The sequence below is a fragment of the Vibrio sp. 1457 genome, assembly GCF_033340195.1.
Taxonomy (GTDB): domain Bacteria; phylum Pseudomonadota; class Gammaproteobacteria; order Enterobacterales; family Vibrionaceae; genus Vibrio; species Vibrio alginolyticus.
The window spans coordinates 1-25,165 of sequence record NZ_JAWOWA010000026.1; the positions used below are offsets into that span (position 1 = coordinate 1).

Sequence of the window (25,165 nt, forward strand, 5' to 3'; positions counted from 1 at the left end):
CTACGAATAAACCATGTTTATATAATGTAGCTAATCCAGTGTGATAAGGGTGAGGGGTGTCCATACCATTGGCTACACCCATAACTTCATGTGGCCTCATGCCAAGACCTCGTTACAAAACAACCAACTGGAAGCAATACAATCAAGCCTTAATAAACCGTGGTTCCCTGACCTTTTGGATTGATGAGGAAACGATAGCTGAATGGCAGCAAAGCAAACAGGACAACGAGGCAGGCCTCGTCAATTCAGTGACCTAGCTATTACTACCGCACTGATGGTAAAACGCATTTTCTCTATGCCATTGAGAGCGCTACAAGGTTTCCTAGACTCCGTATTTAAGCTGGCTAACATACCGCTTGTTTGTCCGCATTACACTTGTATAAGCCGTCGAGCTAAGGAAGTTGAGGTTTCATTTAAAACCAAAACCAGAGGCGTGATACAACATCTGGCTATTGATGCCACTGGTCTCAAGGTTTATGGCGAAGGTGAATGGAAGGTCAAAAAGCATGGTACTGATGGGAAGCGCAGAGTCTGGCGTAAGCTACATTTAGCAGTAGATACCAGCACCCACGAAATAGTCGCAGCAGAACTGAGTTTATCTAACGTCACCGATGCTGAAGTTCTTCCCAATCTACTTAAGCAGACTCGTCGTAAAATCACTGAGATATCAGGTGATGGTGCTTATGACACAAGACATTGCTATTGCAATACGGATCAAGCGAGCGGTTCCGCTCATCCCACCAAGGGAAGGAGCAGCCTTCTGGGAACAAGGACATCCTCGCAATTTAGCGGTAGGTTGTCAGAAACTTTACGGCTCGAACAAGAAGTGGAAAAAGCGGTATGGCTATCATAAGCGCTCGCTATCAGAGACAGCAATGCATCGAGTGAAACAGTTGTTAGGTGGAAAGCTAAGCTTAAGAAATTACAACGCTCAGGTTGGCGAGACTTACGCAATGATCAAAGCGTTGAACAAACTTACAGGGCTAGGTATGCCCAAAACTCAGTGTGATGTTTAATAATTACTCAATTTTGGACATCTTCGCTTTCCATTTGAATTACGCAACAAAGCCAGTTTACCGTCAAAACTGTTACCGGCGATTTGAAGCACAGAACCTTGTAGATTCGCTTCTGCAATTTGTAGCTCGCCCTTTTTATTCGCGGTGATACCAAAGGTATTTAATCGTTTAGCTACCGCATCCATAAATTCGCGGCGCGCTTTTGGTGCGTATTTTTTAATGTTGTTCGTATTCATATGTTCTTGCGCCTCTTATTCTGTCTCTACGCTGCTTGCGGGTTGTAATGCAGTTCTAATGCGGGCAAGCAGTGTTTCCTGACGCTCGCGGTAAAAGTCCATAAACTGGTTTAGTTGTTCAGGTAATGATGTTATGGCTTGCGATTGCAGATGTGCTTGTCTTGCATTCACATCAGGCCACTGCTACGCATACCATTAATGGGGCATTTTTTGCCGCTTCTGGTTGTTGATTGTCTCTTCCAACAGTTGAAGGTTTGGCAGCTTGTTAGATGCCTCGATGAGTTCATCTAGCTGTTCAGCTGGGACACCAACTTTTGCAAGCTTGTTACGCGTAAACAAACCTTGAGGGTAAATGTGATCCACATGAAAGTGTCGTGAAAAATCGAATCCGGGGAACAACAAAGTTAACAAGGCAAAGGTACGCGGATTACCATAATCCAACTGCGCTAGTTCACTAATTTCCTCTGGGTCAAAGCGCAAGGATTTACCACGCTGTTGCATGGTCGCTTCAGTTTTCGCTAGCGGGAACCCCGTATCACCCGATTGTTTAATGTCTGAGCGAAGCATAATAAGCAGGGTGTCCAAACCACTTCCCCAGATGCCTGACGCTTTCAACAAGGACCTAATGAGCCAGTTTCTGATACATTCTCTATCGACCGCATATTCAACCCTGGAAAGGTAGCTTGCCGTTAACTTTCGGTGGTGCAGGTAATACGCCAACGGGAGGATGGCACTTGTTGCTCTGAGGTTTTGTGCATTAAAACCAAAACTTGCCAGCAACTGCATTGAGAGCAATAACGCATCACGAATTGGCGTCCAGTTCTTTTCCAGAATCGCCATGTTTTCCTTGTTAAAGTTCTCAACCTTAAAGCCCACGCTACCGATGTCAGAGAGCATTAAGCCTGCTTTTAAGACGAGATCTTTTGATACGTTGAATCCATCACCAACACGGTTCATCTCATCCACTAATGCATGAATTTCTTCACGGGCATCTAACGAGCTCCACTGGGCTACTGCTATTGAAAGTAGTAAGTCTGAGTAGGACAAGGTAGTACCGCCGCTATTCATGCGGATAAATATATTCAGAACACGTTCTAGGCTCTGATCACTTTCTTCGTAAAACGAAATCTTGTCTTTGTCATGGATGGTTCGATACAAGTGACGAAGAGTTGAGCGAGCCTCTTTGCGTTGCTCCGAACTCAACCTAGCATCATCAGCAACTTCACCGATAAGTGCATCTTCTTCCTCTTCCATGATCCGGCCTACACGGAACCTGTATTGTTCAGAAGCATCCAGAGAAGCTTTATCGTCGGTAAGGAACTCAAAGTCATACATCGACCCAGTTTCTAAGTCGGGCTGGCTTAACAGATTTAAGTGAAGCCTGCGCACAGGGAAGGCGTCATCATTACTCCACCATTTACCTGTCAGCTTCCACGCAAATGAGCCGCGTAAGCCGATATTCAAAGCAGTAATCCGCTGCTGTCCATCTAGGACGGCAATGAACTCGCGCTCCGGTAACTGAGTGACATTTTCACAATGGTAGTTATCTCGCTCATGGTAATGCTGCATGAACTGATAAAACTGATAGCTATCCCGGTTCCCTGGTTTTATCTTCCAGAATAGAAAGGTCCCAAACGGGTAATCTCTGTGTTAGTCGCTCAAACGCATCCGGGCTCACTTCTTCAATTAGCACATGATGCAGTTTTTCACGCTAAAGCATAGCCCTGAGAGATCCCCTCATAATTTCCCCAAAGCGTAACCATGTTTGAATAGATTTTGAGCAGGCAGGGTTGCAGCCACGAGTAAGTCTTCCCTTGTTATTGTGTAGCCAGAATGCCGCAAAACTTCCATGCCTAAGCGAACTGTTGAGAGTGCGTTTCGATTTCTGACTGTGTTAGCCTGGAAGTGCTTGTCCCAACCTTGTTTCTGAGCATGAACGCCCGCAAGCCAACATGTTAGTTGAAGCATCAGGGCGATTAGCAGCATGATATCAAAACGCTCTGAGCTGCTCGTTCGGCTATGGCGTAGGCCTAGTCCGTAGGCAGGACTTTTCAAATCTCGGAAGGCCTCTTCAATCTGCATTAGCTTCGAATAGATATTAACAAGTTGTTTAGGTGTTCGAATTTCAACAGGTAAGTTAGTTGCTAGAACCCATGGCTCTTTTGCCGACGCTGAGTAGATTTTAGGTGACGGGTGATGACAATGAGTCCGTGTCGAGCGCTGATTTTTTCGGCCTTTAGGGCGAGATTTATACAATAGAATTTGGCATGAGATTGGATTGCTTTTGGTCAGCCTCTTATCGCCTAAAGTCTTTGAGTGACTTGGTGAAATGTCGTGTAAGTTGCTGATAGGTTTCCAGTTTTCCGCTCCTAGGTCTGCATATTGTACTTTTCCTCTTACTCGACTTAACCAGTACCAACCCAGCTTCTCAACGGATTTATACCATGGCACTTTAAAGCCAGCATCACTGACAATGAGCGGTGTGGTGTTACTTGGTAGAATGCTTGCAAGGTCGGCTAGAAATTGGTCATGAGCTTTCTTTGAACACTGCTCTGAAAGCGGGAACGCTTTCTCATAAAGAGTAACAGAACGACCGTGTAGTGCGACTGAAGCTCGCAATACCATAAGCCGCTTTTGCTCACGAATATCAGACCGGTCAACAAGTACAATGGGCATCGTATTGCCCGAGCAGATAAAGCTAGCATGCCAACGGTATACAGCGAGTCGCTCTTTGTGGAGGTGACGATTACCTAACAATCGGTCGATTCGTTTGATGTTATGTTTTGTTCTCGCTTTGGTTGGCAGGTTACGGCCAAGTTCGGTAAGAGTGAGAGTTTACAGTCAAGTAATGCGTGACAAGCCAACGTTAAGCTGTTGAGTCGTTTTAAGTGTAATTCGGGGCAGAATTGGTAAAGAGAGTCGTGTAAAATATCGAGTTCGCACGTCTTGTTGTCTGATTATTGATTTTTGGCGAAACCATTTGATCATATGACAAGATGTGTATCTACCTTAACCTAATGATTTTTATAAAATCATTAGGGGATTAATCAGTACTTCGCATCATTTAATCAGGAATAGCAAAGATGTTGTACAAGAGGAAAAACAAATTGGTGACAGTCAACGCCACCAACGCCATCACTAAGAAGCAGTAATCCTTGTAACGTTCATCATCGACGCGCAGCGCAAGCCATTTTGCGATCCACTCACTCAACATGCATCTTCCTTAGTTTAAGCCAACTTATAAAATTTCATCTTAAGTTATCACTTAATTTCCACTCTTCGGTTTTGTGCTCGGCCAGTTTCACTGGCATTCGTGGTGATGGGGCGCTTTTCACCGTAAGAAACGCTTTGTAATTGCACAGGTGTTTGAGCATATTGCTTTAAGTAAGCTTCCACACTTTCAGCACGACGTAGCCCTAGGGCAAAGTTGTACTCTTCACTACCAACATCATCGGTATGCCCTTCTACCGTCAGCGTATTATTGGTTCTTAGCCGTGCCAAAAGCTGGTTGAGTAAATAGCGTGAAGCTGAAGTTAATTCGGCACTGTTAAACGAGAAGTAGACGCGCGCCAACGCTTCTTTTGATTCCCCTTGCCAAGATTTAGCGTGGCTCAAAAGATATTCAGCACAATTGCCTTGCACTCCGGCAGCAATCATCTGTTGTTCGATAAAAGTGGCACTGGCATGGTGCTCTCTGCTTTGTTCAATAAGCGGAAAAGCCGAGTGGTTAAGTAGAACGCGCCGACCCGGTGCGATTTGCACTTTCTGCTCAAACTCTAGGTCGATGCCGTTGCAGTAATGATGAAACGCGCTTTGATCTTGGTTGGGCGATGCATAGACCGAAGCAGCCCCAAAGCAAAGTAGTGATAAAGCAAGCGATAGCTGACGTTTGGTTGTGTTCATTATGGAAACTCCTTTGCTGAAGGGGACAAATAGTGGCCGAGAAAATCCGTTAATCGATAGGATTGGCGCACACCTTGGCGGCCAACCACCATGACTTGTGGGGTTTGAGTGGGTAGGTACTTAGCACTGTAAAAGCCTTGGTCATCGTGAATATATTCTGCTTCACAACGAAATGGGCGTTGCTCTTGAGCTAAATCAATAATGTAAACCGTCTCGTAACCACGAATTTTCTCTTCAAACAGCAGATGATTAAATACATTAACTTACTGTTGTTGCAGCTGATCATCACTATTAATAAAGAGCAATAAATTGTCTGCCCAGCTTGGCGTGGTGAATACGCTGATTAGCAAAAATAGGGTAATGTGTTTCATAGCGCTAAATGGCCTATTTCTTCGGTGATCAACTCAAGGATTTTGTTTTTGATATCGTCTCTGTTTTTTGCCGAAAAAACATTCTCTTCACCAACGCAGTTTTTCATCTGCGGGTAAGTAGTGATATCGTACGCAAAACCAACCGCTACCATCCTAGCTTTGACTTTCTCTCCACCAACAATTTGAGCATTCAAGGTCTCCAATATTTTCGTACACATACCTGCCGCTATCAAATTATTAGTATTCGTGGTAAAAGAATCTTCGCCATCTGACAAAATGATAATTAATCGTCTTGGGTTTACACCTGCCATGGCAAGTTGCGCACCTCGAATAATACCAGCATAAGAAGAAGTCCCGCTGATAGAACTTCCTTGTACAATAAATGTATTGACATCTTTTTTTAAAGAGTCAAAATCATTAGTAAGAGGAATATTAAAAAATGTAGAAACCCCAGACGCAGCACCATATGTAGTCAGCCTTTCAACTGAATGGGAAATATGAGACAAATTAAAGATGTTGTCAACGACTGTGTTTTTAGAAACATCACTATTCTTACCTGGTTGATAATAACTATTACATCTCTTATTAGAGCATATTATGTGATCATAATGTTTGAAAGAACCATTGGGTTGCTTTTCAACCGTAAAATAGTCAAATCCAACAACTGACAGTTTATTTTTCTTAACCATTTTTTTATTAAATTTTTCCAGTTCATCGGCAATCTCAGTAATGATCTCTTTCATCATAATATAACGTACTGGATTAGCCGAATTTTGTGGCCCGTTTTTATCCCAACGCCATGCCATAGAACCAGAGAAATCTGCAACCAAAACCACATCGACCGTTTCAGCATGAAATTTCCTTGCTGATGAATAACCACCCACCGCATAATTCTCGCCGAAACCAATAATAGCATCATTACCGGGGAACCAGGTTGGCTGGCTAATTTTGGCTGACACTTGATATTCAAAAAATCGGCGATTAGTGTTTTTACAATTGGCGTTGTCTTCACAGTTAATTTTTTTAATTTGAATGTCATTATTATTAATCGTCGCGGAGGGGAAATAGTACTCTAAATAGTTTTTTGCCAGTGCTGCATTATCGGAACCTTGCCCCGCGACAGCAAGGCTCGTCACTTCCACCGCTTCTAATAGGCGCGCTTTATCTTGCACTGCCCGAGCACCATCGGTACCTAGAGTGAATACCCCAAACAACAAAGGAATAAACAGCGCAAAAAGAATCGCGGCATGTCCGGATTGACGGTGTAAACGACAATATTGCTTCATCTTTATCTCCCCATGCTGATTGAGCGGCTGCTGACGCGAGAGAATTCTTTGCCAATTAAATTGCCATACCAACTCGGTGTCTCATAACACAATGTCACTTCGTAAAGGGTGGCATGTCGGCCAAAGGTCGTAACGAAGTCCAGCGGTTGCAGTGACTGGCTGTTATTGCAATTGATGCCTTGGGTGAAAGGCGCACGCACGTTTTTATTTTCTCGCACCATACGCACTTGAAAACCAAATTTCTCTGCATCGAAATTGCCTGAGGTTCTTTTTAACGAGGCCAGCACAATGTCATACAATTGAGTGGCTTCTGCACCAATCTGCTTTTCTGGCTCAAAAGGAAAATGATCCGCACCATAAATTTCTGTGCGCTCTTTCATAATGCTGGCGGCAGAATAAGAAAGCCGTTCTAATTTCCCTTTATAAGCAAGCTTGACCACCACATCCGCGCTAAAAACCAACAGCAAGGCAAAAAAAACGCCGACGATAGCAAATTCGACGGTAAAATTGCCCTGTTGTAACTTAGAGGGTGAATTTTTCACGCTGATACTCCTGAATCACCATCACCTCACGGGCAAACACCGTTTTATCATTCAAAAAGAAATTAAAAATCGGCGTGTAATCATAACTAATGCTATAGACAGCAATCGCCATATCTTTTGCATCACTGCAGTTCAGCTCATCGCCGTTCTCACCCAGGCAAATCTTTTCGTAATTGTGTAAATCGTCTAATTTTTTGACATATTGGATGCTAGTTTTGAAGTTTTTGGCGTCCACTACATAGCGCCATAGGCTATTTTGCTGTTGCAAAATCGTCTTGAACTGCGCTTCATAATCATCGCCATCGATTTTTTTTGTTTCCCTTGCCGCGGTGGCAATCGCTAAATCACCCAAACTCGAGACATAAGAGAGAAAGCTCATCTCAACCCAAGCCATACACATCAGCCAAAAGGCAAAGAAACCACCAACAAATTCAATCGTGGCAACACCCGATTGCTTTGATCCGCTCGCTGGCGATTGCTTAGAAAACAAACGACACATCTTTTGTCTCCTCAACGGGAATAACAACGTTTGTGTTATTGTTATTTGGCTTCAACAGATGGCTTTTTGAATTAGCCGATGCCTTTACTGGCGTGTGATTCATTAATTGCACTTCACGCAGGTTAAGATAGGCCAGATATAGTTCTTCATCGCTGTATTGCTGACCATAAAAAGAGCGTAAATGCTCATAGCTGCCAATTTTGGCCATTACCAAGGCTAAATTCGCGGTGACCATGTCATCCGCTTGGCCATTGAGATAAATCGGTAACAAACGCGCTGCAGCGCTTTGGTAATCCTGTTCCAATATATCAATCAGCGCCAAATTATTTTTGACCGTCACATCATCAAACATCAGCTCGCGGGCACGAATAAAACCTTCGCGTGCTTTTCGCCACTCCCCTTGCTGCGCATAGATGATGCTGATCGAATTTAAAGCCTTGGCACTGCTCGGATTCACTTGCAGAGCGGCTGACAGTGAACGTTGCGCCTGTTCTATCTGCCCCAGTTGATATTCTGCTCGACCTTGAAGAAAATAAAGTTCATCACGCGGCAAAGTTGTGCTGCTACTGAGTAAAGGAGTGAGCACAAATAACGTGGATTCCGGATCGTGACCATCGAAATAAGCCTGAGCCAATTTTAAACGTGTTTGTGGGCTTTCTTGCTGCTGAAGTTGAGCCTTATGCAACTCAATTAAACCCGCTTGATTCTTGGTTTTGATCAATAAAGATTCCTGATCAAACTCCAACGGCTTGTCACGATTTTGCGCCTGGCTTCCTTCGTTATTGGACGTTTGATATAAACTACTGCAGCCCGATAGTGATAAGGCACAGAGTAGCCATAGGGCATTAGCTATTTTGCTCGACACTTTATTAGGCATTGATCATCATCCTCATTACACCAGGGGCAGCAATTAAAATCACAATTGGCACCATAATAAAGACAATCAGAGGAATAGACATTTTTGCCGCCAATTTGCCAATTTTTTCTTCGATCTGCAGCATCTGAACCTCTCGAATATCCGCTGATAGGGTGGTCAAAACACTGTAAATCGAGCTGCCATATTGCAAACTTTGCTTTAAGGTGATGACGAAACTACGCATTTCATTTGAGGGCACCCTAGCGTAAAGCTCATCGAGCGCAGTCTCTAAACCGACTAAACGTGCTCTATCATCGGTTTTCACCAATAAATAGCTGATGTCTTTATCAAACCCTTTCATCTCTTTGGCAAGATAACTGATCGCGGCTTCAATCGTCATACCGGTTTGCACACATACCGCCATTAAATCCAGAAGATACGGCAGTTTATTGGAAATTTTATGGCTCAGGTTTTTTGCCCGAATCGCCAAATAGCTATCAGGTAAAATCAGACTTATCACCAACCATAGCGCCATAAATAGCAGTAGATTGTCTGCCAACCATACGGCTTTTAACGATAAAAAATAGATTCCCGCCGCGCCTAACAGCAATAGCGAATACTTGATCGGCATAAAATAGGTGGCGAACTTGGCATTATAAAAACCCGCTGCTAGCATTTTTTTCTGCTGCAAATGCTTGTCAGAGGAAAAGAGCCGATTAAGCGTTGCCGATAGTCGCTCAAGTAAGCTGACTTTTTCTGTTGTCTGCCCTGCGGTTTGATGCAGATAATAATCTTTCCAAAATTGCTTTCTTTTCTCTTTGCGCAGCGAAGCAAGCAGCAGCAATACACCGAGCATGAGTATGGCGATAGAAAAAAGTGGACCGACTTGACCAATTGAGGTCAAAGAAACATTAGCGAACACTCTTCATTAACCCCCATACAATCGCAATACCAATTGCTTCGCTGATCAATACGTAGTAAAGGATAGGGCGACCGGCAGGATCAAACATCACAAACTCGTAATTTTCAGGGCTAAGGTATTGCAGCATAAATAAGAAGAAAAACGGAATAGCGGCAACAATTTTGGCTGACGTTCGCGCTTCTGAGGTCAAGGCAAATTTCTTTTTTTCAATCGATCGAGCATTAAATAACAAGCGATTGAGGCGCAGAATCACTTCTTTCAGCTGACCGCCACGCTGCATATTGGCGCGTAAAGTAATCACAAAAAAATGAAAAGAAGGATAAGGAAAGCGCAGGCAAGCCTTACGAAACACATCATCGGGCGACTCACCAAGTTGTAAACGCTTGCCCATGATCTTAAACTCTCTACCGACATCGCTATTGAGTGTATTACCGACATACATGATCGCGTGAGTGATACTTTCGCCCGATGAGACGGCACTGCTGAGCATATTTAAGGCATCAGGAAAACTGTCTTCAAACTGAGTTTGTTCACGCTTTTGAAGCCAAAAATAGGCAAAGGTTAATCCTACGACCACGACAATGACCACGACCATCAGATCAGAGCCACGAACAAAACGCTGATTAAACTCGACGCCGAGAAAAATCAGTAAGGCAATAAAACCAAGCACCTTTAACAGCGCCAGTTTCCCTAGCTGCTTGCTCAGGCTTCTCCAGCTCTGATCTAGGCGGTCTTTTAATGTGCGATCGGAGAGTGACTTCATATCAATTGCTTGGTGCTCAGCAATCATGGAGTCGACATGCACCGTTTTAGCAAACTCAGCAAGGTAATCATATCGGGCACTTTTCCTTTGCCGCAAACCCACAAGCAGCAACAGGATGCCGATCATAAGTAGCAGCAACCACATCATGCCGATTTCTCCTCTAACGAACGAAAGGCTTGAGCGAGTTTCTCTTCCAATCCAAAAAAGCGTGCTTTTTCATACAGAACCGAGCGCTGCATTAAGCCAGAGGTAATAAAATTGCCATTGACTTTACCATCTTCACTTTGGCGCAAATTGGGTTGGAAGCGGAAAATTTCTTCCAATACGACGCTTGAACCTTCTAGCCCAATCACTTCGGTGATGCTCATCACTTTACGGCTACCATCGTGCAGGCGACTGATCTGAATAATCAGATCCACAGCGCTGACTATCGTGCGGCGGATCGCTTCCAAAGGAAGGCTACTCGTTGCCATCATCACCATCGACTCAACACGAGCCAGTGCGTCTCTTGGTGTATTGGCATGCAGAGTCGACATCGAACCATCGTGACCGGTGTTCATTGCTTGTAACATTTCAAACGCTTCTGCACCACGACACTCACCGACAATGATTCGGTCGGGTCGCATTCGCAGTGAGTTGATCACCAAATCACGCTGATTAATCATCCCGGTATTTTCTATTCCTGCGGTACGTGTTTCCAAACGGACAACGTGCGGCTGTTGTAAACGCAGCTCGGCGGCATCTTCAATGGTGATAATGCGTTCATTTTCTGAAATGAATTGTGATAACGCGTTGAGCATGGTGGTTTTACCTGAACCGGTACCGCCGGAAATCAAAATGTTGAGACGGCATCTTGCTGCCACCATCAGCACTTGCGCCATCTCGGGGCTCATGGCACCAAATTCACATAGCTTAGTAAAGTCGATACTCTGTTTTTTGAATTTACGAATCGAAATGGCAGTTCCATCAATGGCAATCGGCGGAATAACAATGTTAACTCGGCTACCATCTTGCAAACGCGCATCACAAGTGGGTGAGGATTCATCAACGCGTCGACCGACCCGTGAGGCAATTCGCTTAGCGATATCAAGTAACTGGCGTTCGTCAATAAAGTCGATCTGTGCCTTTTCCACCAAACCGCCACGTTCAATAAAGACGTTATGATGACCGTTGATCATAATGTCACTGATGGTGTCATCATCCATCAAGGTTTGTAGAGGCCCCAAGCCTATCAGTTCATCCACTAAGTTTTTGACAAACTCTGCGCGGATGATTTTAGGCACGCTTAACCGTTCGCGATCAATCAATAGCCCTACGGCACCATCCAACTGCTTAGCCAGTTGTTCTTTGGTCATCTGCGCGATCGCTTCGGGCTCTAGAGCATCGAAAATTTGATTACGAATGCCCACATATATCGCTTTTGCACCGATCATGAGCGCGACAACCTCTGCTTCAGGGAGGCGAAGAAACTGGGTGTGTTATTTATCGTCTCGCCAAGGATCATGGCGCTAAGGTTTTTCAATGGCTCCGCGGCCTTTAACTTGGAAGTCACCACTCTTTGATCTTCCAAAACGGTACGATTGATGGTTTCACAAAAAGGAATTTCAATATCAATCGCTTGTTTTAAAATCGTTTCCGCATCTTGTTTGGTGGCAGATTGCAACTTCAGTGGCAAGGTGTGATTAAACACCGTCAGTAAACGTAGAGCGCGATTGCTGTTGCATTTATTGATGCGCTCTTTTAAGCGAGCGGCTTCACGTACGGACGAGACGGTCGGTTCAATGACAACTACCACTACATCCGCCTGAGCAACGAACTTATCTGCTTCAATAGCGAAACCAACCGAAGCAGAGAGATCTTCAAGGATGAAATTCACATCCTCCGATAACTGATCAACGACAGCGTTGCTGTAATCAAGTAGGGATAGGCTGTCGAGCTGCTCTGAGGTTAGGGCTAAAATCGACAGCATGTTGCTATGCTTATAGACCATGCTCTTCGCGGAAGCAGTGTCGAGAGAAGAGGAGAGCGAGCCTTTCTGAATTCGTCGTTTTTCCATTTTGCGAATACCAAGCAAAATGTCTAAATTGCCGCCATGAAAATGCTGCTCAACGATCAAACAGGAGGTTTTGCGTACACTGGAGAGTTGATGAGCCACTTCGGAGGTAATCAAACTGGTCCCTACACCACCTTTACTGCCGAGTATCGTGATGTACTTGGCTCTGCGTTTCTGGCCTGGCCCGCGGTGGCTATTGCGTTGGCGGTTATCGTAGACACTCTTAACAAAATCAATCAGCTCTTGCTTGGTCACAGGCCAAAAGACGTAGTAAAAACCCATGCTTTTTAAATTACGAATGGTCGAAATGGCATCTTCACTGCCGACAATGATCACAGAAGCATGATTGGGCAGTAGGTGACTGATTCGTTCCGCGTCTTGGCTGATATTGAGGCTGTTATTGAGTTCCACAATCACAATTTCGATATCGGATTGACGAACATGCTCCGCTATCGCTTCATCGCTATTTTTAACAGTGACAGGCGGCACTACCCCTTCAAAGCGATAGGCTTCCATAACCAACTCTTGGCATTCACTGGTTTGATAAAACAGTACTGTCGTGATCTTCTGTTGTTCAATCACTTCGCTAGACTGTTTTTTACTTAATCGATCGACTAAATCAAACATAATAAGCGCTATTCCCCTACAGCCATCTCTGGAGATGCAATTGGATGGTTTGTTAACATTTTTTGTGGGTTGACCATAGATTGCCAACGCAACGACTCGCTCACGCAACCATTACTTTCTTGGCTAAACTGGCTAATATTTACCGCATCACACAAGGGTACGACGACACGATGAGCGACGATTTCAATTTTAAAATCGAAATGTTGGCCAAAGCCTGCCGGCATTTTTTCTACCCGAACACTTTCTGGGGCGACGCCTAGTTTGCACAGCTGTTTTTCCGCTTTTAGTGCAAAGCGTTCGCCAGCCTTGGTACTCCAATACAGCACACTGTTTTGCGTTGTCAGCTGGTGATGTTGTTGAACCAAAAATTGCTCCAAAGAGTGTTGTGCTTGAGTCACTTGTTTCGCATCGGTTTGCAAAGACAAACTGCTGTGCACGGGGTAGACATCTATTGCCGGGCCGGGCTTGTCTGGCAAACCTGAGCTGCAACCTACTAGCGCAGTACTGAGTAAAAGCACACTCAAAGTTGGATTTTTCATTGTTTAAACCCTCCCGTCGCCAGGATTTGTTGGCTAAGCTGCTGTTCGATGGCAGGACGCTCTTTAGGCAATGCAAAGAAGCGTTCCAAAGTTGAGCTGCGCTGCATGGTGGGCAGTTGAACACTCAATGGCTCAATCGGCTGAACCAAATTTACCGTCGCAATGATCACCAGTTCCGTTTTATTGCGGGTAGTTTCGGTATGACGAAACAGAGCGCCCAGAATAGGAACATCGCCAATAAAAGGAATTTTACGCAGCAATTCTGCTTCTTCTTTATTAAGCAAGCCGCCCAATACAAAGCTTTGACCATCACCGAGTTCAACCGTAGTACGAGCGCGGCGAGTTTTTAGCGCAGGTAAATTATAAGTTGAATTGGCGTATTGGGTATCGAGTGAACTGACTTCAGGCATTAAAGACAGCCTGATTTTGTCATCACGTTGCACTTTGGCCATCATCTCTAAACGTACACCAAACTCTTTATATAAAACGTTGGTGCCGCCATCGACGATGGTTACAACGGGTAACTCCCCCCCGACAAGGAAACTGGCTGTTTCACCCGAAATCACCGACAGATTTGGCTCGGCAAGTACTTGCCCGACGTTATCATCGCCAATGGCCGTGATTAAAGTGATGATATCGCTGCTGCTAAATTGCCTTAATGGGTTAACAAACACGCCACTGCTTTGACCAATACTGCCAAGTTGAATACCAAACTTCTCCATAAAGGTTTGCGAGACTTCAGCTATCGATAGTTTGACATTGATTTGCTTAGTACTGGCGACTTCAATGTTGTTGACCACCCCTTCAAAACGGCGTTTTTGCATAAAGTCCATTTTGTAACTGTTATCACCAATTTTCCATTCTACATCCGTGTCGGTTGAGGATTTTCCGAGCAGTTCACCCACCAGTAGGTTAATTTCATCGCGCTCTTTTTCAGTTGCAACGGTACCACTGAGCACCACCTGTTGACCTAGATTGTAAATCGAGACTTCAGCGTGCGGATATTTGATCGCAATTTGTTGCTGGATATGTACCATGCTGGTGTTAACGACCAAACGGCGACTGGCTAGGGTTTCACTGTTTTCGCCAAAGACCAGCAGGCTGGTATTACCAACTTGTTTACCGAAAATCACCACGGTTTTACGGTCAATGACCTGATAATCGGCGACTTTCGGATCCGAAATAAACACCGATTGGATTTCTCTATCCAAACGTAACGTTTGCGCATCCCCTTCGGCTAAATTGAGGATCCGCTGCGCTGCGGCGGGCAGGGCAATCACACTGAGCAAAACCGCGAATACGCCATACACATAACGCTGTATCATTTTCTCTATCCTTAACGTGTTGTCGCGCTGCCAGCACGAAACTCCTGAATCGCTTTATAATCGGTTAATACATCGCCTGCGTTGGCGGAAAGGTCGCTGGCTAAACTGTTTCCAGTCGAAAGATGGATCTCCAACTGGGCAATATGGCGAGCGATGGTTAACGTTGCAACTTGCTTACGGGTTAGCTCAACAATCACATTGGCTTGGCTGGTCAACTCTTCGTTACGCCCAGAGCTAGATTTAGTTGGCTGTTGATTGACTTGCAACACTTTGACACCCATTAGCACTGGGGTAAGCGAAACGGTTTCAAAACTACGCACCGTTTCTTCGGTCGCCAGATTCTGCTTTAAAGAAGAAAGAGCAAGAATATCGACCAAAATACCAGGGCGAATTACACCACCAATCACCGATTGAGGATTAACCTGAATGGCAAATGGCACATGGTTCGGGGTTAAAATCAGATCCAAATACGCTGGCTGTTCAGGGGTTATCAACCACTCGGGCCAAACCACTTCACCAGCAGCCAAATCTCTCTCGATACGTAGATCGGCCACAAAAGTGAGTTCAATATCTTGATTCACCCCCAGACTGAGCGCTTGATCCTCATCGACACGTCGCAGCTCAAGATCAGTACGGGAGACTAATTGGCCTTTTTGTAGCGGCTGTTTTGCCAGCCACACTTGATATTGCTTGATGGGCGTGTTAGATGTGGCCTCTTCAATTGGCGCAGAAGCGATCGGTGTTGAAGGAGTAAGCAATCCATACCCGCCAATACCAATAACCATCAGTGCTAATGCAATTAAAAGCTTGGAATTCATATCACCGTCCCAAGTAAGAAAAATTGCTTATCTTGACTTTCTCTAAACATCGCCATTGATGAGTCAAAGCAAAATATGGCGGTGATTTTGCAGATAAGCAGGTTGTGACTAAATTGCCATTGGATATCAAAGTTATTGAATATAAAATTATTCAGACTTTATGTAAAAGTTATAAAATTTCATTTTTTGCTCGCCTCTCAAGCAATAACTCAACGGCGATCAAAGCGCAGAAACGACAATGGCTAAGCCACCGACCAAACAGATCGGCACTCCATAAGGAATACCGCGTTGGCGTACTTTGGCTAAATCTGTAAATAAGCCGTAAAACAAATATCCTATCGCCATTACACCGCCAAAGAAAACGATGCCTAATAAGGTTAACGGCATATAAATAGGGTCAATGCCTAAGCTTAGTATGGCTAATAGCTTGGCATCGCCCGCCGCTAGAATACCGAATCGAAACAGCAGAAGACCAATAATTAATATAGCCAAAGTGTAAGGCCAGACTTGCCAATTAGGCTGGACTAGCCAGCCTAGAAATAGCACGATTGTAAGTATAGAAAGATAAAAATTACTAATTGTCCTATACATAAAATCATTAAGACATATCAGCAACAATATCGAAAAAATTACTATATACAACAATTGACTATTTGATATCGTTTGCCGCACCGATTTTAGTGGTAATATTTGAAATGGCTGTTGTTAAAGCCGTTTTTAGTCCATTATCCCCATTGAAAACTGCTAGCACAATTGCAGAGATCGCTACACCAATAATTGCGTATTCAATCGCTGTTACACCGCGTTGGTCTTTGGCAAACGATTCCAGCAGCAGACGAGTTTTTACATAAACTTTCGTTAACATGATTTTTCCTTTTCATAATTAAATATTTTTTGAAAAAGTCTTACCTCAAACCAGACTTCCCAGATTTCAGTCTTTATCATAACGAAAAAACTCTTGATGTCTATCGTAAATATTACAATTTGTTTTTCAACTCAACACACTCACTAGCATCATCTCAAAAATGAGGCATATTGCACTGAATTTACATTACTCTCGGCTTTGATGTGATGGACGCATCTCCCTTCTAGCACCGATGTACCAAACTAATGGTGCAACCAGTAAGAACAGGAGTAATCATCATGTCTATTAAAGTTGTCGGTATCGATATAGCCAAAAACCTCTTTCAAGTATGCGTGTTGAGTGCTGATGGGCAAATCTTGTCAAACCGAAAGGTAAAGCGTGACAAGCTTCTTGATACAGTACGTCAATTTCCAGAGCAAACAGCTATTGCGATGGAATCATGCGCAACTTCGCATCATTGGGGAAGAATATTTCAAGAGCTGGGCAATAGGGTCGCTCTTATCCCAGCTCAGCACGTAAAACCATTTGTTGGGCGACAAAAGAACGATGCCAACGATGCGAGAGCTATTTGCGAGGCCTTTTCAAGACCCGATATTCATTTTGTTCCCGTTAAGTCTGTTGAGCAACAAGACCTCAAAGCTATACGCAGTGTTCGTAAACGTTTAGTGGAAAACAGAACAGCGCTTGCTAATCAGATCAGAGGACTTGCTGCTGAGTACGGAGTGGTTTTCCCTTTGTCTATTAAATCACTGCGGAGTCATTTGCCGTTAGCGATTGAAGATGCTGAGAATCAGTTGTCCCATGTTATGAGAAGCTTACTTCAAACGCTGTACTGTAAATTTATCAATATCAGCGACGAAATTGATAAAGTTACTCAAAGTATAACCAGATTGAGCCAACAACATCCAAGGTATGAGGCAGTTAAGAATATCTCTGGTTTTGGTCCGATTTTGACTGCTGCAATTATTAGTGAAGTAGGCTCTGGCAAACAGTTTCAAAATGGTCGGCAATTCTCAGCTTGGTGTGGATTAGTTCCCAAACAAAATAGCTCGGGTGGAAAAAGTAGCCTAGGGAAGGTGCGAATAAGTCCTGCAATTTAGGTCTTGATCAAGCCCTTCTCTTTACCAGCCTAAATTTTAAACGCTAAATTTCGAATTTAAGCCAATTAATGGGCGTTTTAGGCCAGATTTTAGCCCTATTCCAGGCTATTCCCGGATTTCAGACAGATCTTGGCTGTCGTCACAACATCTGGTCTACTTTAAACAGGTTTGCCAACGTGAATAACATGGCTATACCCATTCAACTTGAAGATACAGGTTTCAATATCTGAAAGTTATCCGTAATTCTGGATGACAATGAGCCTGCAACTTCTGGTAGCGTTACATCGAAAAACTCTTTGATGGCTGAAGTAAATTCTGGCTTGGAGGAGAAGTAAATATTGTTCCTCACATGTTCATTCATCACTTTCCAAAGCCGCTCGATTGGATTTAAATTTGGACTGTAAGGTGGTAAGTAATGAAGCTCAATATTGAGCACTTTTGCCGCATTTCTCACCAGCTCTGACTGATGATAGGCGGCGCCATCAAGAACTAGGTGAACTTTTTGCTCCAACGGGTAATGCTCCTTTTTGAGCTTCCAGAAGAAGCGAACGATGCTCTCGCTGTTTATCGTCTCATACGTTTCTGTCACCGTTGCGCCAATATTTTGAAGCGGTAACGCACCGATAATATTAAGACGAGTTTGACTGCCTGTTGTCTCAATCACTTTGCCTTGGCCTTTTCGTATCCAGCCATAACTGAGTTTTTTGACTGCGTAGGATGAACGGCATCCATGAACAGCACTGGGTCTTCGCTGCTTTTTAGCGTCTCGTTATAGTATTCGATAAAGGCTTGCTGCATCTCTGGATTAAACTTGTGCGGTACACCTTTCGGCTTCTTATATGAGAAACCGTGATGATGTAACCACTTGTTCATTCCAGCAACGGTATAACGGATACCAAACTCTGCTTGTACATAAGCGACAATTTGATGGATATGAAAGTACGTGTTTTCAGCCAGATGTTCGATAAGCTGCACGGTTTGCCCAGCAGAAAGTCGGCTTTGACTACCGCCATTTTCAGGCTTGAGTTTTTCAGAGAGAACATAATCACTGAGATGACGAGCGACGGTCGATTCGTGAATACGAAGAGCTTGAGAAATCATCATCTGACTCCAACCTTCAGAGGCAAGTAAAACTGCTTTGATGCGGTCGCAAACTCGACTATCACGTTCAATGTCGTGCATTTGTTCGAGTTGCAGTTTCTGTTGTGGAGTCAGTGTAATTTTCATGGTTCGTAGCATGATCCTGCTTTAAGGAAAAATCAAGCACCTTCAATGATCACGGGTATAACTGTGAGTCATTTTTCATCAGTCCCTTATAACGCGTTTTGATGAACCCGAACTAGCACTTGATGATGCGAAATGGGTGTTCCACTTTTGCACGGATACTGGCTTTCAGGTATTCAATCCTGATGACAGTTTTGTTCTTACGGGGATGCTTTTTCAATGCGCGAATTTTGCTGGGGCGCTCGGCGATTAACCATTCCACATCAGCGTCTTCCAGCTCTTCCCGTTTCTGTGCGCCCTGATAACCGGCATCGCCGGAAACGAATTCCTCTTCACCGTGCAGCAACTTATTCAATGGGTTTAGGCCATGTTCGTTGGCGGCAGTAGTGACTAGCGTATGGGTGAGACCGCTGTTGGCATCAACGCCAATATGGGCTTTCATGCCGAAGTGCCATTCATTGCCTTTCTTGGTCTGATGCATATCTGGGTCACGTTGTTTGTCTTTGTTCTTGGTGGAACTTGGGGCTTCGATAATCGTGGCATCCACCAAGGTGCCCTGTGTCATCATCACGCTGCAGTCAGACAGCCATTGATTGACTGTTTTGAACAGCTTGCGTGCCAGTTGGTGTTTTTCGAGTAAATGCCGGAAGTTCATGATGATGGTGCAGTCTGGGAGCGCTTTATCCAGTGATAATCGTGCAAACTGACGCATTGAAGCAATTTCGTATAACGCATCTTCGGTCGCTTCGTCACCAAGACTGTACCATTGCTGCATACAATGAATGCGGAACATTGTCTCAAGTGGATACGGGCGGCGGCCGTTGCCGGCTTTTGGGTAAAAGGGTTCAATCACTTCGAGCAGTTGAGACCACGGCAACAGGTTGTCCATCCGGGATAAAAAAATCTCTTTACGTGTTTGGCGGCGCTTGCTGGAAAACTCACTATCGGCAAAGGTGAATTGTTGGCTCATGGGTGTTGGTCGTTGTGATGGACTGTACCACTATGATCTCACATTAGGGACTTATTCGCACCTTCCCTAACACAGTTCGCCTGTCTGCTTCAGACAACAAGTTTGCAACGGACTCGGGCAACAAATGGAACAACCAAGCCATCGCCAAACAATCGGTTGCAGCTCGGTGTCCTTCATAAAACCAACCTAAGCGAAGCAGCAGGTACTCAAGCTTTCGACTTTCAAAACCCAATGCTTTCCAATCTATGCCACTGGCTGAACAGGCCCAAGATAGATGGCCTAATGTGACAAACCGCTTTTCAAAGAAAGGACGATCAAACTGTGCATTGTGCGCGACCACCAGCGGATCATCGGATAACCAACTCGCAACCAGTGCATCATCAATGCGCTGGCGTTGCACCATGTCATCGGTGATACCGGTTAACTCGGTAATCAGCTCAGGGATTGGCTTGCCGGGATCTTCATACAAACTGATCACATCAACAATCGACACAATCCGCTTAGCAGAGGGGCTGTAAAGCACCTTAACCAAATAGTAGAGAACCACCATTGGCTGTTCATCACCGACCACAGCAGAAAGTTCAAGTGGCCAGGACTGCGGTTTACGCGTTAATGGAATGCGCTCCAGCAATCTAAAATCTTCTGGTCTTTCTGGGATATCCGCGAGGCGCTCTAGCGGAAATGGTGCAGGGGCTCTTGTCATTGATGGTTCCTCTTCAATTCTGTTGTTCGCTTTGGGTTATTTCACTGTGCCCTGTTCGTTTATAAACGCGTTTGTACAAAATGCACCTTGGATACCTCAGCGTTTTTTTAATCTTTCTACTGGGTGAACCCATGTATGAAGGCTTTGGCTAAGCCTTTCAGAAAGTCTTAGCTAAACCGTTTAGGCAACCCTTACCGATACCCTTTACGTATGGCTTAGCCAACCCCTTTTCAAACGGTTGCAAAAGGCTTGAACCGAGTTCGACTGAGCATTTTAATGATTCTCCTGACTTCGCTTTAAGCCAGTAAATTCAATACGAAGCAGAATTTTACTAACTGTTTTGAAACCCTTTGCGAAGGGTTCAACAAGCCTTGTCTGACGGTTACCTAACCCATGCGTTAACCAGTAGCAGTAACAGGATCAGTAACAGAAACAAGAGCAGTAGGCAGAAGCAGTATTGTCCAAGCCTTGCAGGCTTTGACGAGGGCGAGCGATCCCCCACATCTAGTTTTTCATCACAAAAAATAAATCACCGACAACACAGCGTCTTACTCGAACAACTACAATTTTACCTACAATTTTACTTGTAGAAATCAGCATAGCATTAGATACTGTATAAACAAACAGTATTGATTATAATTTTTCGAGGTTCGTCATGAGTATCTCGCTGATAGGCCGTAGCGGCGCACTTGCCTTCATCAAAGCCAAGCGCCTTCGTATTCCATTGTTTATGGAACGTGTTTCTGCTGGTTTTCCCTCACCAGCGCAGGATTATGTTGAGCAAACGCTCGACCTCAACGAGCTGTGCATCAAGCGACCGGCTGCAACGTTCTTTGTGCGTGTTGAAGGTGATTCAATGATTGATGCCGGGATTCACCCAGATGATATTTTGGTGGTTGATCGCTCTGTCCAAGCAGAACACGGTGACATTGTCATCGCTGGTATCCATGGTGAACTCACGGTAAAGGAGCTTCAACTAAGGCCGTGTGTCATGCTGATCCCAAGAAACCAGGGGTATGAACCCATCCATATTCCCGAAGGGACAGAGTTAGAGATATTTGGTGTGGTCACCAATGTGGTGCGAAACATGCGCCGTAAGTCGTGACTGTCCCATGCCTGTATTTGCCTTGGTGGACTGCAACAACTTTTACGCCAGTTGTGAGAAGCTGTTTCGTCCAGATTTAAAAAATACGCCGGTTGTGGTGCTGTCCAACAATGACGGCTGCGTGGTTGCACGGTCGCGTGAAGCTAAGTTACTCGGTATTAAAATGGGCGTACCCGTCTTTCAGATCAAATCTGAAATGCAGCGCCATGGCATTTTGGCTTTTTCATCCAACTATGCGCTGTATGCAGATTTAAGCAGTCGAGTGATGCGCACTTTGGAAGAGATGGCACCACGAGTAGAGGTTTACTCCATTGACGAAGCGTTTTTGGATTTAACCGGTATTGAGTCTGCCATATCCCTTGTCGAGTTCGGACAACAAGTGCGAGAGCGCATAGGCCACTGGATTGGGATCACCGTCTGTGTAGGCATTGCACCGACTAAAACACTCGCCAAACTGGCAAACCATGCCGCTAAAAAGTATCCAGCCACTCAGGGCGTTGTAGACCTGACCAATCCAGATCGGCAACGTCGATTACTCGCATTAGTCCCAGTTGATGATGTTTGGGGCGTTGGTAGACGGCTTTCTAAGCGTTTAAATGCTTTGGGTATCACCACAGCCCTAGACCTAGCCAATGCCTCTCCTAGAGCCATCAGAGACCAGTTTTCAGTGGTTTTAGAGAGAACCGTCCGAGAGCTCAATGGTGACTCGTGCATTGAACTTGAAGAGATCCCGCCAGCTAAGAAACAAATTGTCTGTAGCCGTTCATTTGGCGTAAAAGTAACGCACTTTGAATTGTTACGTGAGGCCGTCTGCGAATACGCAACCCGCGCCACTGAGAAGCTACGCAAAGAACAGCAGCAAGCCAAAGTGCTGACCGTGCTCATACGTACCAGCCCCTTTAAGGACAACGAGCCGCAGTACAGCAACTCTGCATCGGGTGAATTGCTAATCCCCAGTTGCGACACGCGGGATTTTATCGAGCTGGCCAATCACTTACTCAAGCGGATTTGGAAGGATGGTTTTCGTTATGCCAAAGCGGGCGTCATGCTATCTGACTTTTACGATCTTGGCATGTTTCAGTCAGGACTATTCGATGACGTATCGACCCGCTCAAATAGCCAACAGTTAATGTCTGTATTGGACACCATTAATCAAAACGGTGCCGGAAAGGTTTTCTTTGCTGGACAAGGTACGAAGAAAGATTGGTCAATGAAGCGAGAGCATTTATCTCCCGCCTATACAACACGCTGGGACCAGTTACCACGAGTGAAGTAGACCCTGCGATTCAATAGGCATTCACTCTGCGACGCAGCATGTTGAGCTTATCAACCTGGCGTCGAATATCACTGAAAAATTCCTCTTTCTCCATGGCCAGCGCTAGCTCCCACTCTTTGGCCAAACCTTGGCAGTCCAAAAATGAGTATCTGAGCTTCGTCTTGGAAATACGCAGCCCCTTGCTAAAGACCACGCGTTTGCCTCGTTGACCGTGAAAACTGTTGATGTACCACTCAATGCCAAAGCCATACTTAAAGTCTCTGATACGGACACCAAGCAGCCCCCAATCTTTAAAGGGCTCATTCTCACGAACCTTGTAATGGGTAACCCAAAAGTCATCAACTTCAGCTCGTGCCAGCGCTTTTAGCCTGTCCGTTTCTTGCTGAAGTAAATCTGATACCTCTGCTTTCCATTGTTCATTGACGATTTCTACCAAACCAATTTCCCCATCCAATTAACCCCAAAAGCCAAAACCACTATCCGTTTGGCTTTTGGATCGAAACGCCAAACGTAAAACTGCCGTAACAATCACTGTTTGGCGTCTCGATATAAATCAACTCGCGCAATCCCATACATGACAAGGGATACAGGCCGATTTCACTTAAAAGCGCCTAAAAAGACGTATCGCCATGAAGATACAAACCGTTTGGCGAGTTCAGGCCAGAATGCAAACGACGTTTGGCGTCTCGATTTTTTTGACTCAGTCATTCGCCGCCAAACAGAGCCTATTCTCATACTTTTGCGAAAATGCAATAGGCAGATAGATGAAAGGATTTGTCACCTTTCTGCCCACCGCCAGTGCACCGAATCCTGATAATGACATTTGAGTGAACCGCCAGAGTACTTGGAAATGCCCAAGCGTGGTCAGTGCGGTTGATTGAAAACCGTTAGAGCACTTTGAGTGCACAGGAGATAAGTATGTTTGTACTAGGCGTAGATATCGGTTACTCAAACCTGAAGCTGGCCATTGGCCAATCAGGCAGTGAACCGAAAACCATTATTCTGCCTGCGGGTGCCGGTCCTGCGGATCGTATGCCGGATCGTATCAGTGGAGGCGATGATGAAACCTGTTTGTATGTGTCTGTCGATAATGAGCGTTGGGCCGCCGGTGTGCCAGCTGGACGCCTTCAAGGCTGGGAACGAGAGCTTAACCCCGAATATCCCACCACAAAAACCTATAAGGCGCTTTTTCATGCTGCCTTGTTAATGGCTGAAACTGACTCCATCGATTTGGTTGTCACTGGATTACCGGTTTCCCAGTTTCATGAACCACAACGTAAGTCAGACCTTGTGCAGCGTTTAAAAGGTGTCCATCAAGTGACGCCTAAGCGCAGCATCACTGTTCATGACGTCAAAGTGCTGCCGCAGCCTGCCGGTGCCTATATGGATCTGGTTCAAACAGGTGGTGATTTGGGCTTGATTGAAGAAGGTCGCGTCGTCGTCATCGATCCAGGCTTCTTTTCTGTTGACTGGGTTGCCCTTGAGGCCGGAGAAATTCGCTACAGCTCATCAGGAACCAGTCTTCAGGCAATGTCCGTGCTACTGGAAACGATTGATAAGCTGATTTCGGAAGATCACGGTGCCAAAGTGGGTATGGATCGACTTGAAAAAGCCATGAGAACCGGCGACTTGCAGGTGCTGCTATTTGGAGAAAAAGTCGATGTTTCACCTTGTCTGAATACTGCCATGAAAAAGGTAGCGCCTGTTGCTCTTACAGCCATGCGCCAATCCATGCGTGACGAAAGCATTAACGCGGACTTGGTATTGATCGCCGGAGGTGGGGCCTTGACTTATAAGGAAGCGGCCAAGGAGATTTTTTCACGAAGCAAGATCATCGTGCCGGAGCAGTCTGTTTTGGCGAACGTCCGAGGCTTCTGGTTTTATGGGGCCTGATCATGAGAGTCGTCGTCAACATTCCCCCAGGGAGCCACCCTGAACTGCTCAAAGAATTAGAAAAGACGCCGCCACGGGAACGCGCTGAGCGTCTGCGGATGCTGGCCACCTTTGGCCTAATTCACATGAGCCAAACCAATCTATCGACGACATCTGCACCGGTGGATGGCCATGCACCAGATGGTGAAGTGACTTTTATGAGTACAGCGCCAGAACCCGAAGCAGAATCACGTAAGCAATCATTAAAATCAAAACTAGGGCTGGGCTTATAAC

23 protein-coding genes and 6 pseudogenes are annotated in these 25,165 nt (G+C 45.1%); 6 read left to right on the forward strand and 23 right to left on the reverse strand.

Annotation, left to right across the window (positions count from 1 at the left end):
* Positions 1-98: 98 nt before the first annotated feature.
* Positions 99-1,016, forward strand: a pseudogene (locus R7Z41_RS20120) (IS5 family transposase).
* Here the strand turns inward: R7Z41_RS20120 and R7Z41_RS20125 are convergent.
* The 19 genes and pseudogenes from R7Z41_RS20125 to R7Z41_RS20215 all read right to left on the reverse strand — a co-directional run bounded on the left by R7Z41_RS20125 (position 1,013) and on the right by R7Z41_RS20215 (position 16,621).
* Positions 1,013-1,252 carry a BREX-1 system adenine-specific DNA-methyltransferase PglX gene (locus R7Z41_RS20125; RefSeq protein ID WP_250154048.1) on the reverse strand — a complete coding sequence of 80 codons (240 nt, stop codon included), beginning with the start codon at positions 1,250-1,252 and terminating at the stop codon, positions 1,013-1,015. The pseudogene R7Z41_RS20120 and the gene R7Z41_RS20125 overlap by 4 nt on opposite strands.
* A gap of 15 nt (positions 1,253-1,267) precedes the next feature.
* Positions 1,268-1,423 carry a hypothetical protein gene (locus R7Z41_RS20130; protein ID WP_250154047.1) on the reverse strand — a complete coding sequence of 52 codons (156 nt, stop codon included), beginning with the start codon at positions 1,421-1,423 and terminating at the stop codon, positions 1,268-1,270.
* A gap of 24 nt (positions 1,424-1,447) precedes the next feature.
* Entirely contained in the window at positions 1,448-2,863 is a 1,416-nt protein-coding gene (locus R7Z41_RS20135; RefSeq protein ID WP_318136410.1) for a DUF262 domain-containing protein, read from the reverse strand.
* 126 nt (positions 2,864-2,989) lie between these two features.
* Positions 2,990-4,182 (reverse strand): annotated as a pseudogene (locus tag R7Z41_RS20140) (IS4 family transposase).
* Between the two features lie 134 nt (positions 4,183-4,316).
* On the reverse strand, positions 4,317-4,466 hold the full coding sequence (locus R7Z41_RS20145; protein ID WP_161939216.1) for a hypothetical protein: 150 nt from the start codon (positions 4,464-4,466) through the stop codon (positions 4,317-4,319).
* Positions 4,467-4,513: 47 nt separating this feature from the next.
* The gene (locus R7Z41_RS20150) at positions 4,514-5,155 is read right to left on the reverse strand and encodes an OmpA family protein (RefSeq protein WP_064377408.1); all 642 of its coding nucleotides are present in this window, start codon (positions 5,153-5,155) and stop codon (positions 4,514-4,516) included.
* Between the two features lie 367 nt (positions 5,156-5,522).
* Positions 5,523-6,812 carry a TadE/TadG family type IV pilus assembly protein gene (locus R7Z41_RS20155; RefSeq protein WP_222746220.1) on the reverse strand — a complete coding sequence of 430 codons (1,290 nt, stop codon included), beginning with the start codon at positions 6,810-6,812 and terminating at the stop codon, positions 5,523-5,525.
* 2 nt (positions 6,813-6,814) lie between these two features.
* Positions 6,815-7,354 (reverse strand): tight adherence pilus pseudopilin TadF, encoded by a 540-nt coding sequence (gene tadF / locus R7Z41_RS20160; RefSeq protein WP_262652109.1) that lies wholly within the window; start codon positions 7,352-7,354, stop codon positions 6,815-6,817.
* A complete protein-coding gene (locus tag R7Z41_RS20165; RefSeq protein ID WP_222773074.1) occupies positions 7,335-7,853 on the reverse strand; it encodes a TadE family protein in 519 nt (172 codons plus the stop codon). The genes tadF and R7Z41_RS20165 overlap by 20 nt, the downstream gene beginning before the upstream one ends.
* Complete coding sequence (locus R7Z41_RS20170; protein WP_222773072.1) at positions 7,834-8,730, reverse strand: tetratricopeptide repeat protein; 897 nt, start codon at positions 8,728-8,730, stop codon at positions 7,834-7,836. The genes R7Z41_RS20165 and R7Z41_RS20170 overlap by 20 nt, the downstream gene beginning before the upstream one ends.
* Positions 8,723-9,553 carry a type II secretion system F family protein gene (locus R7Z41_RS20175; RefSeq protein ID WP_411913141.1) on the reverse strand — a complete coding sequence of 277 codons (831 nt, stop codon included), beginning with the start codon at positions 9,551-9,553 and terminating at the stop codon, positions 8,723-8,725. Before R7Z41_RS20175 ends, R7Z41_RS20170 begins: the two co-directional genes overlap by 8 nt.
* 67 nt (positions 9,554-9,620) lie before the next feature.
* On the reverse strand, positions 9,621-10,541 hold the full coding sequence (locus tag R7Z41_RS20180; protein ID WP_064377399.1) for a type II secretion system F family protein: 921 nt from the start codon (positions 10,539-10,541) through the stop codon (positions 9,621-9,623).
* Positions 10,538-11,827: a CpaF family protein gene (locus tag R7Z41_RS20185; protein WP_064377397.1), complete on the reverse strand. Its 1,290-nt coding sequence runs from the start codon at positions 11,825-11,827 to the stop codon at positions 10,538-10,540. Before R7Z41_RS20185 ends, R7Z41_RS20180 begins: the two co-directional genes overlap by 4 nt.
* Entirely contained in the window at positions 11,824-13,074 is a 1,251-nt protein-coding gene (locus R7Z41_RS20190; protein WP_064377395.1) for a CpaE family protein, read from the reverse strand. Before R7Z41_RS20190 ends, R7Z41_RS20185 begins: the two co-directional genes overlap by 4 nt.
* Before the next feature lie 8 nt (positions 13,075-13,082).
* Positions 13,083-13,613: a hypothetical protein gene (locus R7Z41_RS20195; RefSeq protein WP_064377392.1), complete on the reverse strand. Its 531-nt coding sequence runs from the start codon at positions 13,611-13,613 to the stop codon at positions 13,083-13,085.
* The gene (locus tag R7Z41_RS20200) at positions 13,610-14,938 is read right to left on the reverse strand and encodes a type II and III secretion system protein family protein (protein WP_262660503.1); all 1,329 of its coding nucleotides are present in this window, start codon (positions 14,936-14,938) and stop codon (positions 13,610-13,612) included. The genes R7Z41_RS20195 and R7Z41_RS20200 overlap by 4 nt, the downstream gene beginning before the upstream one ends.
* 11 nt (positions 14,939-14,949) lie before the next feature.
* Positions 14,950-15,756: a Flp pilus assembly protein CpaB gene (cpaB, locus tag R7Z41_RS20205; protein ID WP_262660504.1), complete on the reverse strand. Its 807-nt coding sequence runs from the start codon at positions 15,754-15,756 to the stop codon at positions 14,950-14,952.
* A gap of 219 nt (positions 15,757-15,975) precedes the next feature.
* A complete protein-coding gene (locus R7Z41_RS20210; protein ID WP_262660505.1) occupies positions 15,976-16,428 on the reverse strand; it encodes a prepilin peptidase in 453 nt (150 codons plus the stop codon).
* Positions 16,406-16,621 (reverse strand): Flp family type IVb pilin, encoded by a 216-nt coding sequence (locus R7Z41_RS20215; protein WP_262660506.1) that lies wholly within the window; start codon positions 16,619-16,621, stop codon positions 16,406-16,408. The genes R7Z41_RS20210 and R7Z41_RS20215 overlap by 23 nt, the downstream gene beginning before the upstream one ends.
* A 278-nt stretch (positions 16,622-16,899) precedes the next feature.
* On the opposite strand from R7Z41_RS20215, the pseudogene R7Z41_RS20220 reads away from it, so the two are divergent.
* Positions 16,900-17,700: pseudogene (locus tag R7Z41_RS20220) on the forward strand (IS110 family transposase); the annotation flags it as partial.
* A gap of 220 nt (positions 17,701-17,920) precedes the next feature.
* Here the strand turns inward: R7Z41_RS20220 and R7Z41_RS20225 are convergent.
* From R7Z41_RS20225 to R7Z41_RS20235, 3 pseudogenes are all read right to left on the reverse strand, one after another.
* Positions 17,921-18,960, reverse strand: a pseudogene (locus tag R7Z41_RS20225) (IS630 family transposase).
* A 103-nt stretch (positions 18,961-19,063) separates the two neighbouring features.
* Positions 19,064-19,915 (reverse strand): annotated as a pseudogene (locus tag R7Z41_RS20230) (IS5 family transposase); the annotation flags it as partial.
* Positions 19,916-19,982: 67 nt separating this feature from the next.
* A pseudogene (locus R7Z41_RS20235) lies at positions 19,983-20,618 on the reverse strand (exonuclease domain-containing protein); the annotation flags it as partial.
* A gap of 655 nt (positions 20,619-21,273) precedes the next feature.
* On the opposite strand from R7Z41_RS20235, the gene umuD reads away from it, so the two are divergent.
* Both umuD and umuC read left to right on the forward strand, forming a co-directional pair.
* Complete coding sequence (umuD, locus tag R7Z41_RS20240; RefSeq protein WP_318136409.1) at positions 21,274-21,723, forward strand: translesion error-prone DNA polymerase V autoproteolytic subunit; 450 nt, start codon at positions 21,274-21,276, stop codon at positions 21,721-21,723.
* A 7-nt stretch (positions 21,724-21,730) separates the two neighbouring features.
* Positions 21,731-22,999, forward strand: a complete 1,269-nt coding sequence (umuC, locus tag R7Z41_RS20245) for a translesion error-prone DNA polymerase V subunit UmuC (RefSeq protein WP_318136408.1) — start codon at positions 21,731-21,733, stop codon at positions 22,997-22,999.
* A gap of 10 nt (positions 23,000-23,009) precedes the next feature.
* Here umuC and mobI read toward each other — a convergent pair whose 3' ends face one another.
* On the reverse strand, positions 23,010-23,453 hold the full coding sequence (gene mobI, locus R7Z41_RS20250; protein ID WP_025574216.1) for a conjugative transfer protein MobI(A/C): 444 nt from the start codon (positions 23,451-23,453) through the stop codon (positions 23,010-23,012).
* Between the two features lie 464 nt (positions 23,454-23,917).
* On the opposite strand from mobI, the gene R7Z41_RS20255 reads away from it, so the two are divergent.
* Complete coding sequence (locus R7Z41_RS20255; RefSeq protein WP_064376544.1) at positions 23,918-24,892, forward strand: ParM/StbA family protein; 975 nt, start codon at positions 23,918-23,920, stop codon at positions 24,890-24,892.
* 2 nt (positions 24,893-24,894) lie between these two features.
* Positions 24,895-25,164, forward strand: coding sequence for a hypothetical protein (locus R7Z41_RS20260; protein WP_064376543.1), 270 nt, complete (start codon positions 24,895-24,897; stop codon positions 25,162-25,164).
* The last annotated feature ends 1 nt before the right edge of the window (position 25,165 follow it).